At 52.9% G+C, this 13,145-nt stretch carries 11 protein-coding genes; all 11 read left to right on the top strand.

The features are described from left to right. Positions 1-29 precede the first annotated feature (29 nt). The 11 genes from nqrF (at position 30) to HBJ55_RS03075 (ending at position 13,118) form a co-directional block, all read left to right on the top strand. Entirely contained in the window at positions 30-1,262 is a 1,233-nt protein-coding gene (nqrF, locus tag HBJ55_RS03125) for an NADH:ubiquinone reductase (Na(+)-transporting) subunit F (RefSeq protein WP_167110945.1), read from the top strand. 65 nt (positions 1,263-1,327) lie between these two features. Then, positions 1,328-2,035 carry a hypothetical protein gene (locus HBJ55_RS03120; RefSeq protein WP_167110942.1) on the top strand — a complete coding sequence of 236 codons (708 nt, stop codon included), beginning with the start codon at positions 1,328-1,330 and terminating at the stop codon, positions 2,033-2,035. A gap of 19 nt (positions 2,036-2,054) precedes the next feature. Then, positions 2,055-2,321 (top strand): (Na+)-NQR maturation NqrM, encoded by a 267-nt coding sequence (gene nqrM, locus HBJ55_RS03115; RefSeq protein ID WP_167110940.1) that lies wholly within the window; start codon positions 2,055-2,057, stop codon positions 2,319-2,321. An 89-nt stretch (positions 2,322-2,410) separates the two neighbouring features. Further along, positions 2,411-3,802: a Si-specific NAD(P)(+) transhydrogenase gene (gene sthA / locus HBJ55_RS03110; protein WP_167110938.1), complete on the top strand. Its 1,392-nt coding sequence runs from the start codon at positions 2,411-2,413 to the stop codon at positions 3,800-3,802. 421 nt (positions 3,803-4,223) lie between these two features. After that, positions 4,224-6,326, top strand: a complete 2,103-nt coding sequence (locus HBJ55_RS03105; protein ID WP_167110935.1) for an acyltransferase family protein — start codon at positions 4,224-4,226, stop codon at positions 6,324-6,326. Beyond that, positions 6,326-7,375 carry an NAD-dependent epimerase/dehydratase family protein gene (locus tag HBJ55_RS03100; protein WP_167110933.1) on the top strand — a complete coding sequence of 350 codons (1,050 nt, stop codon included), beginning with the start codon at positions 6,326-6,328 and terminating at the stop codon, positions 7,373-7,375. The genes HBJ55_RS03105 and HBJ55_RS03100 overlap by 1 nt, the downstream gene beginning before the upstream one ends. 54 nt (positions 7,376-7,429) lie before the next feature. Next, on the top strand, positions 7,430-8,206 hold the full coding sequence (gene rfbF, locus HBJ55_RS03095; protein ID WP_167110931.1) for a glucose-1-phosphate cytidylyltransferase: 777 nt from the start codon (positions 7,430-7,432) through the stop codon (positions 8,204-8,206). 52 nt (positions 8,207-8,258) lie between these two features. Further along, positions 8,259-9,593 carry an NAD(P)H-dependent oxidoreductase gene (locus HBJ55_RS03090; protein ID WP_167110929.1) on the top strand — a complete coding sequence of 445 codons (1,335 nt, stop codon included), beginning with the start codon at positions 8,259-8,261 and terminating at the stop codon, positions 9,591-9,593. Beyond that, positions 9,590-10,138 (top strand): dTDP-4-dehydrorhamnose 3,5-epimerase, encoded by a 549-nt coding sequence (gene rfbC / locus HBJ55_RS03085; RefSeq protein WP_167110927.1) that lies wholly within the window; start codon positions 9,590-9,592, stop codon positions 10,136-10,138. Before HBJ55_RS03090 ends, rfbC begins: the two co-directional genes overlap by 4 nt. A gap of 38 nt (positions 10,139-10,176) precedes the next feature. After that, positions 10,177-11,205: a glycosyltransferase family 2 protein gene (locus HBJ55_RS03080; RefSeq protein WP_167110925.1), complete on the top strand. Its 1,029-nt coding sequence runs from the start codon at positions 10,177-10,179 to the stop codon at positions 11,203-11,205. Positions 11,206-11,354: 149 nt separating this feature from the next. Beyond that, positions 11,355-13,118 (top strand): ABC transporter ATP-binding protein, encoded by a 1,764-nt coding sequence (locus HBJ55_RS03075; protein ID WP_240935964.1) that lies wholly within the window; start codon positions 11,355-11,357, stop codon positions 13,116-13,118. Positions 13,119-13,145: the final 27 nt, after the last annotated feature.

Raw genomic sequence — 13,145 nt, 5'->3', positions numbered from 1 at the left:
ACAGGTCACACAGTAAATAGGAAACCGACATGGTTGGAACATCTATCATCTTGCTCGGTGTGTTCATGTTCACCGTGGTCGTCATCGGCCTCGTCGTGGTGATCCTGGCGGCCCGCAGCAAGCTCGTCAGCACCGGTGACGTTTCCATCGAGATCAACGGCGACCCGGAACACACCATCACTACCCAGGCCGGCGGCAAGCTGCTCAACACCCTGGCAGCCAATGGCATCTTTCTCTCCTCCGCCTGTGGCGGTGGTGGCTCCTGTGCCCAGTGCAAGTGCCGGGTAGAGGAGGGAGGCGGTTCCATCCTGCCCACCGAGGAGTCCCACTTCACCTTGCGTGAGAAGAAGGAGGGCTGGCGTCTCTCCTGTCAGGTGCCGGTGAAGCAGGACATGAAGATCGAGGTGCCCGAGGAGGTCTTCGGCGTCAAGAAGTGGGAGTGCGAGGTCATCGCCAATCCCAACGTGGCGACCTTCATCAAGGAGCTCAATCTCAAGCTGCCCGAGGGCGAGAACGTCGACTTCCGTGCCGGCGGTTATGTGCAGCTGGTCGCGCCACCCTACGATATCAAGTTCTCCGACTTCGATATCGAGGAGGAGTACCGAGGTGACTGGGAGAAATTCGATCTGTTCAAGATCTCCCACAAGAACACCGAGGAAGTCATCCGTGCCTACTCCATGGCGAACTACCCCGAAGAGCGAGGCATCCTCAAGTTCAACATCCGTATCGCCACGCCGCCTCCCGGTAGCAGCCATCCGCCAGGCTTGATGTCGACCTACGTCTTCAGCCTGAAGCCGGGCGACAGGGTGACCGTGATGGGCCCCTTCGGTGAATTCTTCGCCAAGGATACCGACGCCGAAATGGTCTTCGTCGGCGGTGGTGCGGGCATGGCACCGATGCGCAGCCACATCTTCGACCAGCTCAAGCGCCTCAAGAGCGACCGCAAGATCTCGTTCTGGTACGGCGCGCGCTCCTGGCGTGAAACCTTCTATAACGATGAGTATGACCAGTTGGCCGAGGAGTTCCCCAACTTCGAATGGCACCTGGCGCTGTCGGATCCGCTGCCCGAGGACAACTGGACCGGCCCCACCGGGTTCATCCACAACGTGCTGTACGAAAACTACCTCAAGGACCATCCGGCTCCCGAGGATTGCGAGTACTACATGTGCGGACCGCCCATGATGAACGCCTCCGTCATCAAGATGCTGCTCGACCTGGGCGTCGAGCCCGAGAACATCATGCTGGATGACTTTGGCGGATGATCCCACTCGCCCATGGGCGACTCCCCGGGCTGGTTCTCTCTGGGCCAGCCCGGCTCCTTCTTCCGATGTTTGTGGTCATGGTGCTCGGCGCTTGCCGTGATCAGACACAGGAGCATTTCATCCAGGGCACGGCTCTGGGAACGGGCTACCACATTACCCTCTATGCCGACCTCGATCATGATCAGGTCGCTGAACTCGAAGCCGGCATAGAAGGTGAACTGGCAAGTCTCGAACGGCAGCGAAGTGGCTTCACCCGAGCCCTGGATGCTGCCTTTGGCTGGTTTCGGCTGTCTTCATCAGCACTACGGCATGAAGCGGATCGTACGGTACATGCGCTTGCCGTCGATCGGTTGGCGCTGTGGCTTGACGGCCATCGCTTCGCTCCCTCCGCCGTGATGGTGGAGGTAGGGGGAGTGATGCGTGGCCAGGGTGTTCCACCCCGGGGGAGCTGGCGGCTGTCGCTTGAACGAACCGGGCTGCCCGGTCCCGATGGCGCGCGGCACGTCCGGATTCAGAATGCCGCGCTGGTACACCGCTTTGCGCGCCAGGACGTGGTGCCACTGGTGACATTGTCGACCCCGCTAGCGGTAAGCGTCATGGCACCGAGCGCCAGCGAGGCCATGCGTCAGGCAACGCAGCTGATGCTTGCCTCTCCAGGTGACGCGGTCAAACTGGCCGAGGCCATGGATAGCGCCGCCAGGGTTGTTGTCAAGACACCACAGGATGTCGAAATCCATCATACCGCGGCCCTCGAGCCTTGGCTCGAGCCCTAGCCGCCTGGAGGGTAACCCAATGACCACTTTCCTCGTCGTACTGGGCTTCATGCTACTGATCATGGCTGCCATGGCCATCGGCGTGATCATGGGGCGCAAGCCCATTGCCGGCTCCTGCGGTGGCCTCAACAAGCTGGGCCTCAAGGAGGGCTGCGATATCTGTGGTGGCAAGGACGAGATATGCGAGGAGGAGAACCGCAAACGCAAGGGTGAGCCGGTCAGTGCGCGTCGCTCCAGCGACGAGAGTCGTGGCGCAGATCTGGGCTATGACGCCACTCGTCGCTAGGTCTATGCAATATCTGGCGCGACAAATGCAGTGCTAACCCCGGGGAGCCGAAAACCAACATCGACAAGGGAAAGGAGACGCAAGAGCCAATGGCAGTCCATAACTACGACGTCGTGGTGATCGGTACCGGGCCCGCCGGCGAAAGTGCCGCCATCAACGCCGCCAAGCACGGCAAGCGGGTTGCGGTAGTCGAGAAGCAGCCGGTCCTGGGAGGCAATTGCACCCACTGGGGCACCATTCCTTCCAAGGCGCTGCGGCACCAGGTCAAGCAGATCATGCAGTTCAATACCAACCGCATGTTCCGCGATATCGGCGAGCCGCGCTGGTTCTCCTTTCCCAGGGTCATGGAGCGATCGCGTATCACCATCGACCAGCAGGTCGAGATGCGCACCAAGTTCTATGCGCGCAATCGCATCGATCTCTTCAGTGGTGTGGCACGCTTCAAGGATGAGCATACCCTGCTGGTGCGTGACCGGCAGGAGGCGCTGGAAGAGTTGGTCGCGCAGAAGATCGTCATTGCCACGGGCTCACGTCCCTATCGTCCCGCCGATATCAATTTCCGTCATCCGCGGATCTACGATTCCGATACCATTCTGAGCCTGTCGCATACGCCGCGCACACTGGTAATCTTCGGGGCGGGCGTGATTGGTTGTGAGTATGCCTCGATCTTCTCCGGGCTCGGGGTCAAGGTCGATTTGATCAACAACAGGGACAGTCTTCTCTCATTCCTCGATGACGAGATTTCCGATGCGCTCTCCTACCATCTACGCAAGCACGGCGTGCTGATTCGCCACAATGAAGAGTACGAGCGAGTCGAAGGCGACGAGTCGGGCGTCGTGGTTTATCTCAAGTCCGGCAAGAAGCTGCGTGCCGACGCCTTCCTATGGGCCAACGGGCGGACCGGTAACACCGACGAGCTGGGCCTCGAGAACATCGGCCTCGAGGCCAACGGCCGCGGCCAGCTTCAGGTCGACAATCATTACCGCACGGCCATTCCCCACATCTATGCTGCCGGTGACGTCATCGGTTGGCCGAGTCTGGCGAGCGCCGCCTACGATCAGGGACTCAATGCCTGCGACGAATTGCTCGAGCGGGACTACCGCTTCGTCAATGAAGTCCCAACGGGGATTTACACTATTCCCGAGATCAGTTCTTTTGGGCGGACCGAGCGCGAACTCACGGAAGCCAGGATTCCCTACGAGGTGGCCCAGGCCTTCTTCAAGGATACTGCTCGTGCCCAGATCACCGGCGACACCGTAGGTATGCTCAAGATCCTGTTCCATCAGGACACCCTGGAAATTTACGGCATTCACTGCTTCGGCGATCAGGCCTCGGAGATCGTCCATATCGGCCAGGCGATCATGCAGCAGAAGGGCGAGGCCAATACTCTCAACTACTTCGTCAATACCACATTCAACTACCCCACCATGGCCGAAGCCTACCGGGTGGCGGCCCAGAACGGGTTGAATCGGGTTTTCTAGCCGCACGTCCTTTTATCCCCTCGCTATTTAACTAGTCAACTGCTCTCGTAGGAGGGCAGTTTTTTTGGCGTATGAATTTTACTATAAACACCTTCACTGCTTTGCTTAGTGAAGTCTATCTCTAGTAGAAAAGTACCAAATTTTTAATCAGGTCAGAAAAACCCTTCCAATAGGATGACGAAAGCTTGGTGCCAAGTATGGCAAAAACCAACTACGCAAAACTCAAGTACGTTTAGTAACATTCTGTAGGAAAATATAACAATGCAAACTGTCCGGTAGGAATGGAAAGGGAGGTCCACTATGAACTCCTCTGGCGGTAGCGTGGCCTGGGATAATCCACCCTAAAATTAAATTCTTGTAAATACAGAATGGAGAACGAAATGACACGTTGCTGGCATAGATAAGTCGCGTCGAGGACACAATGACGACTCACTACAGGCCTGAGATTGATGGGCTAAGAGCCGTGGCCGTTATACCCGTTATATTGTTTCACGCTGGTTTCGAAACCTTTAGCGGCGGGTATGTCGGGGTTGATATATTTTTCGTCATAAGTGGTTATCTGATCACAGGGATTATTTACAATGAAATAGTAGAAAGAAAATTTTCAATTGCGCACTTCTACGAGCGGCGGGCAAGACGAATTCTTCCGGCACTTTTTTTTGTCAGCATAGTTTGCATGGCTGTGGCATGGGTGTGGATGCTACCGGAAGAGTTCGAGAGTCTGAGCAAGAGCTTGGTAGCCGTTAATTTATTTATCTCCAATATTCATTTCTGGCAGGACATGGATTACTTCGCCGGTCCAGCAGAGATGAAGCCTTTTCTGCACACTTGGAGCCTGGCCGTAGAAGAGCAGTTCTATCTGTTCTTTCCATTGTTCATGTTATTGGTAGGCTGGGTTAGAAAATGGCTGCTCCTAGGTGTTTTGACGCTGTGCTTCCTCGTCAGCCTGGCCTTGTCGGATTACGCTTCAACGCATCATCCCTCAGCTAATTTCTATTTGCTGCCCACACGCGCCTGGGAGCTTCTGGCTGGGGCTATCGTAGCAGTCTTTCTTCATCGGCACAGAGCTAAGCCTCCCCTCTGGGTAAGCAATCTGGGAGGGGGGGTCGGGATAGTGATGCTCCTTTATGCGATATTGATATTCGATCAGAGCGTTCCTTTCCCCGGTCGGTGGGCTTTGATCCCCGTTCTAGGGACCACTCTAATCATACTCTTCGCCAGCGAGAAAGACATTACAGGAAAAGTACTTTCCTTCAAGCCCATGGTAGGTATCGGCCTGATCAGCTACAGCGCCTACCTATGGCATCAGCCGGTGTTCGCGTTCGCCAGAGAACGCAGCTTGGGCCCCATCTCCCATATCGACTTCATTCTGTTGAGCATACTCTCCCTGCTGCTGGCTTGGTTTTCCTGGCACTATGTCGAATTACCCTTCCGTAATCGCAGTAAATATACACGAACACAGATTTTCAGAGCGGCCCTGGTAATGTCGTGCCTGATGATCGGTGTGGGTTTCTACGGTACCTACTCACAGGGTATCCCCTGGCGCTTCAACGGAGAGCTTGAAAATCTAGTAATGGTGCGTTCACAAAAGGAAATTAACGCAAACTGTCAGAGCACTCCGGGAAACTTGCTGCCACTCGATGAGACTTGTGTGTACAACGAGGACGGAGATAGGACGGTCGTGATATGGGGTGATAGCCAAGCGACGCCGTTAGTCGGACCGGTAGCTGAACGAGTCGATGCGCTTGGCATGAAGGTAAGACAATTCGTTTATACAAACTGCCTGCCAATAGCGGGTTATACCAGAAGCGATGAACCGGAATGTGGTCGCCATAACGAGCAAGTGCTGAAGTACGTCCTGGCAGACGACAGCGTCGAACTGGTCATCATGCTGGGACGATATCCTCTTCAATTTGAGGGTGTGTCATTCAATAACGGCGAAGGGGGAATCGAGCACGATGAAGCTGTGCGTGCCGTACCCATGAACCGTCTCGATATAAGTGATGAAGAACTTCGCATTGAACAGGTTGGGTCTCTGCTCCAGGAAACTGTCGAGAGAATGGCTCGCGCCGGGAAACGGGTCGTCCTGATCTATCCGGTACCTGAGGTGGGCTGGGATGTGCCTTACTTGCTGGTCAAGGAAAGATTGTTCGGCATTGAACGGTTTGCTCCCCTCTCTACCAGTTACGACATTTTCAAGCAGCGTACAGCATCAGCTTACGAGCAAATGGCTAAAGTCGTGGAACATGACAACCTGCTAAAAATCGAGCCGGCCAGGATATTCTGTGATACCTACCTGCCCAGTCGCTGCGCTACCCAGCTCGAAGAAGAACTTCTTTATTACGATAACAATCATTTGAGCGTAGCCGGTGCTTCGATGTTGGTAGCACAGATATTTGAAGAAATGAAAAGCAAGGGTTGGGTGAGCGAAGAGGAGCTCAAGCTGAGCATGCTGAACGGTGGCTCAACTGGTGGAGCCTTGCAGCAAGGCGACTCTGAGTATCTGCAACGGGAGGCTAGGTAATGAAGGTATTGATACTGGGGAACATGGGTTACGTTGGGCCCGAAGTCACCAGGGAGCTAAAGCGACGGCATCCTGAGTCGGTGTTACATGGTTATGACAATGCCTATTTCGCACACTGCCTGACGGGAGTCGACCGAAGTCCTGAAAGTCATCTGGAAAGGCACTATTACGGGGATATACGCTATCTTCCAGAAGGGTTGCTGGAAGGCTATGACGCCGTGGTCCAGCTTGCCGCCGTTTCCAACGATCCCATGGGTAATCGCTTCGAAACCGTGACCCAAGAGATCAACCAGGAAGCTACCGTAAGGATTGCCAGACGGGCGGCGCAGGCCGGCGTGAGGCATTTCGTCTTTGCGTCGAGCTGTAGCGTCTACGGCCTGGCAAGCGGAGAGCCCCGCAAGGAGGCCGACCCGCTCGCGCCGATGACCGCATATGCCAAGTCCAAGATCGGTTCGGAGGATGCGCTTGCAGGTATCGAAGGAGACATGGTCATCACCAGCCTGAGGTTTGCGACTGCCTGTGGTATGTCGGCACGCCTTCGCCTGGACCTGGTGCTGAATGACTTCGTTGCCTGCGCTCTTTCACAGAAGAAGATCACCGTGCTCAGCGATGGAACACCTTGGCGTCCCTTGATCGATGTCAGCGACATGGGGAGAGCGATCGACTGGGCCATTCAGCGTCAGGCGAATAACGGGGGACGCATTCTCAGCGTCAATACCGGTTCCAACCGTAGAAATCATCAGGTACGCGAACTGGCAGAGGCCGTCGCCGAAGCAATTCCAGGAACGACCGTGGATATCAATGAAAAAGAGGCCGTCGATAGCCGCTCCTACAAGGTAGATTTTGGCCTCTTCGAGAAGCTGGCTCCGGAGTATCAACCCCAGATGACCCTTCAAGATTCCATCCAAGGTTTGGTGGAGGGATTGTCTCGCATGAAATTCTCGGATGCTAAGTTCCGGGATTCACATCTGATGCGGTTGAAAGTCTTGCAAGACCATGTCGAGCTAGGGCGGCTGTCAGAAAAGCTTGAGTGGATAGCGGAATCCTAAAGAGATCCAACGTCAATCATAATAAGTAATTAAATTGAATAAGGGAGAATAGTCATGAAAGTCGTGATTCTTGCGGGTGGCTTTGGAACTCGCCTTAGTGAGGAGACCTCTATCCGTCCCAAGCCAATGGTGGAAGTGGGAGAGCGCCCCATACTGTGGCACATCATGAAGATTTATTCGCATTACGGCTTGAAGGATTTCGTAATACTTGGCGGGTACAAGGTCGACTACATTCGTAATTATTTCCTCAATTATCGGGGCAGGCAGACTGACTACACGATCGATCTTAAAACGGGGCGAGTCGAATGGCTGAATGGCGTAAGCGAGGACTGGAATGTGACGGTACTCGACACCGGTGCTGCGTCACTAACGGGGGGAAGGATAAAGCGAGCCAAACATCTCATCAACGATGAAACTTTCTGCTTGACGTATGGAGACGGGGTCAGTGATGTGGATATTGGTAAACTGATCGAAAGCCACAAGCAATCAGGATGCTGGTGCACGCTGACGGCAGTTACCCAGCCGGGACGCTATGGCGCACTCAGGCTGGACGAAAGCAGCAATCACGTCATGGCTTTTCGTGAAAAGGGCGCCGTCGACGGAGGTTTGATCAACGGCGGTTTCTTCGTCTGCGAGCCCGAAGTCCTTGATCTGATCGATGATGATCGTACGACTTGGGAGAACGAGCCCATGGAGCGCATGGTGCAGATGGGCAAGTTGGGTTATTACCATCATCAGGGCTACTGGCAAAGCATGGACTCGCTACGTGACAAGATGGTGCTCGAAGCGGCATGGGCGAATACGCCGCCATGGAAAGTCTGGAAAGACTGAGCCGTTAGTTCTCCATTCGCTTTCAACCAGAAGCCGGGATGAAAAAAGACCAATGATCATCGTAGATACGGCATTAGCCAAGCGAGAAGCGGACAACAAACCGATACGTGTGGGCATGATCGGCGCGGGTTTCCAGGGCAAAGGCATCGGCTTACAGATTATGACCGCAACACCAGGCATGACCCTTTGCGCCATTGCAAATCGCCATGTCGAATCGGCCGTCACGGTATTCGAGCAGGTGGGGGTCGCCCCCGAGCGTTGCGATACGATGGCGGCGATCGAATCGGCAATCGCCAGGGGGCAGCCCGTGGTGACGGAAGATGCCACGGCCATGGCCGCTTCCAACGGCCTGGATGCCATCATCGAGGTCACGGGGTCTATCGAATACGCGGCAGAGGCGGTGCTGACAGCCATCTCAAGCGGCAAACACGTCATCCAGATGAATGCGGAGCTAGATGGAACGATCGGACCAATCCTGAAGCGCAAGGCGGAACAAGCCGGCCTGATCTATACCTTCTCGGATGGTGATCAACCGGGTGTACAGATGAATCTGCTTCGGTTCGTTGAAGGATTGGGAATTAAACCTGTACTGAGCGGTAACATCAAGGGATTGCATGATCCTTACCGTAATCCTGAAACGCAACGAGCGTTCGCGGAGCGATGGGGCCAAAAGCCCGCCATGGTGGCCTCTTTCGCTGATGGTACGAAGATCTCATTCGAGCAGGCGATAGTGGCGAATGGTACGGGAATGCAAGTTGCCCGCCGCGGTATGCTCGGCCCTGATTTCTCGAACGGCGACCCCGGCTCACCGCTGGTGCCCATCGAAGAAACGCTATCCAGCTTCGAGCCTTACCTTGATGCCTCAGGGCCCGGTCTCGTCGACTACGTGGTGGGGGCACGGCCGGGCCCTGGCGTCTTCGCCATCGGGACAGTATCCGATCCGCGAAAGCAGCACTACCTCGAACTCTACAAGTTGGGAAAGGGACCTTACTATTGCTTCTACACACCCTATCATCTTTGCCATTTCGAAGTGCCGACTTCGGTCGCACGAGCCGTGTTGTTCAACGATCCTGTCCTGGCGCCTCGTGGCGCCCCGACGGTTGGTGTCGTCGCCATTGCCAAGAAGGATCTCGAAGAGGGAACAACCATTCGGGAGTTTGGCGGTTTCGAAGTGTACGGAGTCGCCGAGAATATGGAAGTCATTCGTAGAGAGAGGCTTTTGCCCATAGGCTTGGCACTCGATTGCGTAGTGAAAAAGCGTATTGAAAAGAATGTGCCGCTGACATTCGATGATGTTCGATTTCCTGAAGGACGCCAGATTGACCGATTGTATCGCGAGCAGGAAAACGTTTTCTTCGAGAAAATTGACGATAGGGGGGAAGTATGAAGTTCATCCAGACAGACCTCAAGGATGCCTACCTGGTGGAACTTGAGCCTCGAGGCGACGACAGAGGTTTCTTTGCAAGAACCATGTGTCGAGAAGAATTCTCCGCAATAGGCATTGAAAGCGACTTCGTTCAACAAAATACCTCTTTCTCGGCCCAGCGAGGCACACTACGTGGCTTACACTTTCAAAAGGCTCCGCATGGAGAAGACAAGCTGATTCGTTGCATCAGCGGAGCCATCATCGACGTCATCGTCGATATCCGTCAGGACTCACCCACTTACATGCAGCATCAAATATTCGAACTTACAAGCAGGAATAGAATGCAACTTTTTGTGCCCAAGGGATTTGCTCACTCGTTCATGACATTGACAGATAACGTCGAAGTCAGTTACCTCGTGACAGCACCCTACACACCGTCATCCGAAGATGGATTAAGATATGATGATGAAGTCCTCGGCATCGAATGGCCATTGCCTGTTTCGGTTATCTCGGATAAAGATGCCGGTTGGCCATTGATGAACGAACGCACCTCTCCACTTTATTGAGGTAGAATATTAAAAACGATTATCGCAGGGAGAACATCATGGCAAACAAGGTGATCTGCGTTATCCTTACGTACAATCGAAGGGAACTGCTCGAACGCTGCCTCAAGGCCGTTTACTCCCAGACTCGCCCCTGTCACATGGTCATGGTGATCAACAATGCCAGTACTGATGGAACGCTTGAGTATCTGAAAAGCGGTAAGTATCCGGATATAAAAGTCTATACAATGAAGAGAAACGTTGGCGCGGCAGGCGGCTTTAATGCTGGGTTTAGATTGGCCTACGATAACGGCGCAGACCATGTATGGATGATGGACGATGATGTCATTCCGGATCCGGAAGCCTTGGAAAAGCTACTGAAGGCCGATGAATTTCTTGAGAAGAGGGGTATGAGAAGAAGCTATCTTCTTTCGACCGCCTATACCGAGCATGGCCAGGTATGCAATACCCCCCAAGTCAGTAATGCCAGGAACGGGGCAGGATATTTCGATTGGCCTGAACAATTGGAACATGGCTTAGTGGCGATCGGAAGTGGTACGTTCGTCTCTATCTTGGTGCCTCGAACAACCCTGGAAAAATATGGTCTTCCCATTTCGTCCATGTATATTTGGGGAGAAGATGCCGAGTTCACCTTGCGAATTACCCGTGAACAACCAGGGTACTTGGTTGGTACAAGCCATGTTGTACACTTGCGGCATGGTGGTGGAACGATAAGTATCGTCGCTGAGTCTAACCCTACACGAATTGGTTATTATAAAAACTTCATAAGAAATAATTTGTACATATCGAAAGTTTATAAGACCAAGCGCAGAACCATGTCCATTATATTCAATAACGTAATTTTGGCGCTAAAAATGGTCGCCAAAAGGAAGTTTTACAAGGCATGGGTCATCATGTTGGGCTTGGCTCTAAGTATTGGTTATAAACCAAAGGTGGAGAAAGTAAATAGCGAGTACGATTATACATGTATCAGCGTTTCACTTCCCGAAGTAAATATTGACGACACTGAAACCAGAAAAAAAACAAACAGTGGTGAAGTTTATCAGCAGGGATTTGCGCGGCCAACATGAATAACCCAGAAAATACAAGTAAGAGGAGAAATTTCGACTGCCAGTATTCTAATATCTGGTTTAACTGATTACATTGCGATCGGCATAAGGAATATAACATGCTAAGGAAATTGAAGGATCTTTACGTTTTGCTGACCAGAGAGCAGCGCATGAAACTCTTGAAGCTGCAGGGTCTTATCATTGTAATGTCCTTTGCCGAGATAGCAGGCGTCATGTCCATTGGCCCGTTCATGGCACTGGTAGGTGACATGAGAATATTGGAGGAATCTGAAGGTGTTGCCTCGACCCTGTACCGTATGAGCGGTGTTGGAACTCCCAGCGATTTTCTTTTTTGGCTGGGGATCATGGTTCTGATAGTGCTGGCAGCGGCTTCCTTCATATCGATGTATACGGTATGGCGGTTATCGCTATACGGAGCAAAAGTAGGCGCAGAGTTGGGAAACAGGCTTTATCGGTACTATATGCACCAACCTTGGTTATATCATGCCACTACCAGCAGTAGTCATCTTACCAAACAGATTTCTCAAGAAACCTTGCGGATGACGAATTTCGTCATTAATCCTCTGTTGCACATGAATGCCAAGCTTGTCATGGCTTTTTTAATGTCCATTGTCATTTTTATTTATGATCCGATGGTGGCATTAATAGGTATTTCAATTTTCGTGGCTTCCTATTATCTTCTTTTCGTTACAGTGCGTCGTCGACTTGCCAAGAACGGCAAGACAATCTCCGAGACGCAGTCACAACGCTTCAAACTGATGGCGGAGGGTTTTGGAGGCATCAAGGACGCGCTGTTGTTGGGCCACCAAAATACCTTCATCGAACGATTCGAAAAGCCAAGCATGCAATTCGCACAAGCAGCAGGCAGCAATCAGGCCATCAGTCAGGTTCCTCGCTATGCAATGGAGCTCGTAGCCTTTTCCAGTGTGATATTTCTGGTTTTGTACCTGTTGGCTAGCCACAATGGTAATTTAGGAACCATTTTGCCGATACTATCGATATATGCGATGGCAGGGTTCAAGATATTGCCGGCGCTGCAAAAGGTTTATTCCAGCTTGTCTCAGATCAGGGGTAACCTGGCATCCTTCGAAGCGGTGAGAGACGATCTCTATGAAAGCTCGGAGCCTAGGGAGCAGGAGCGGCGCTTGGCAACAAGAAAAGATATAGCCGGGAATATCGTACCTCAAGAAACTATTCAGTTGGATAACATTGTGTTCAGCTATCCCGGTTCGCGTGAATTTGCGCTTAACGGAGTCAGCATGGAAATTCCGGCCAATCGTATGATCGGTGTTGTAGGCGCCTCGGGCTCAGGAAAATCTACGATCATTGATATTCTTCTTGGGCTCATCGAGCCGGATCAGGGCGAAATCAGCATCGACGGCGTTCGTATCGAAGCGCACAATAAGCGGCAGTGGCAAAATACACTCGGGTTCGTTCCACAAAGCATCTTTCTTGCGGATGCTAGTATACGAGAAAATATTGCTTTCGGGGTAGCACCTGAAGACATCGACGAAGAAGGATTGAAACGCGCTGCCGAGCTGGCAAACCTCCATGAGCTTCTTGAGGAGTTGCCCAATGGATTAGACACTTGCGTAGGAGAAAGGGGCGTACAGCTTTCTGGCGGGCAACGCCAACGCATTGGTATCGCCCGGGCACTGTACCACGATGCTGAAGTACTCATTTTGGACGAAGCAACCAGTGCTCTGGATGGAATTACAGAAAAAATTATCATGGAAGCCATCCACGAGATCATGGGCAAGAAGACCATTATCATGATTGCGCATAGACTCGCAACGGTTCGCCAATGCAACCGAATCTACCTCATGAAGGAGGGGCGGGTGATCGATTCAGGGAGCTATGGAGAGCTGTCCAGTCGCAATGAAATATTCCAGCGCATGGCGGCACATAGCTGATCACACAGAAAGGAGGCTGATCATGTC

This window comes from Billgrantia bachuensis (assembly GCF_011742165.1).
GTDB lineage: Bacteria > Pseudomonadota > Gammaproteobacteria > Pseudomonadales > Halomonadaceae > Halomonas > Halomonas bachuensis.
Note: the sequence above shows the minus strand (reverse complement) of the source record. Positions and strands in the feature narration are given on the sequence as shown.

Bases quoted from the DNA above. Each gene is read 5' to 3' on its own strand.
- sthA (WP_167110938.1), top strand. From the start codon at position 2,411: ATGGCAGTCCATAACTACGACGTCGTGGTGATCGGTACCGGGCCCGCC.
- rfbC (WP_167110927.1), top strand. From the start codon at position 9,590: ATGAAGTTCATCCAGACAGACCTCAAGGATGCCTACCTGGTGGAACTT.
- HBJ55_RS03120 (WP_167110942.1), top strand. From the start codon at position 1,328: ATGTTTGTGGTCATGGTGCTCGGCGCTTGCCGTGATCAGACACAGGAG.
- nqrM (WP_167110940.1), top strand. From the start codon at position 2,055: ATGACCACTTTCCTCGTCGTACTGGGCTTCATGCTACTGATCATGGCT.
- HBJ55_RS03075 (WP_240935964.1), top strand. From the start codon at position 11,355: ATGAAACTCTTGAAGCTGCAGGGTCTTATCATTGTAATGTCCTTTGCC.
- HBJ55_RS03100 (WP_167110933.1), top strand. From the start codon at position 6,326: ATGAAGGTATTGATACTGGGGAACATGGGTTACGTTGGGCCCGAAGTC.
- HBJ55_RS03080 (WP_167110925.1), top strand. From the start codon at position 10,177: ATGGCAAACAAGGTGATCTGCGTTATCCTTACGTACAATCGAAGGGAA.
- nqrF (WP_167110945.1), top strand. From the start codon at position 30: ATGGTTGGAACATCTATCATCTTGCTCGGTGTGTTCATGTTCACCGTG.
- rfbF (WP_167110931.1), top strand. From the start codon at position 7,430: ATGAAAGTCGTGATTCTTGCGGGTGGCTTTGGAACTCGCCTTAGTGAG.
- HBJ55_RS03105 (WP_167110935.1), top strand. From the start codon at position 4,224: ATGACGACTCACTACAGGCCTGAGATTGATGGGCTAAGAGCCGTGGCC.
- HBJ55_RS03090 (WP_167110929.1), top strand. From the start codon at position 8,259: ATGATCATCGTAGATACGGCATTAGCCAAGCGAGAAGCGGACAACAAA.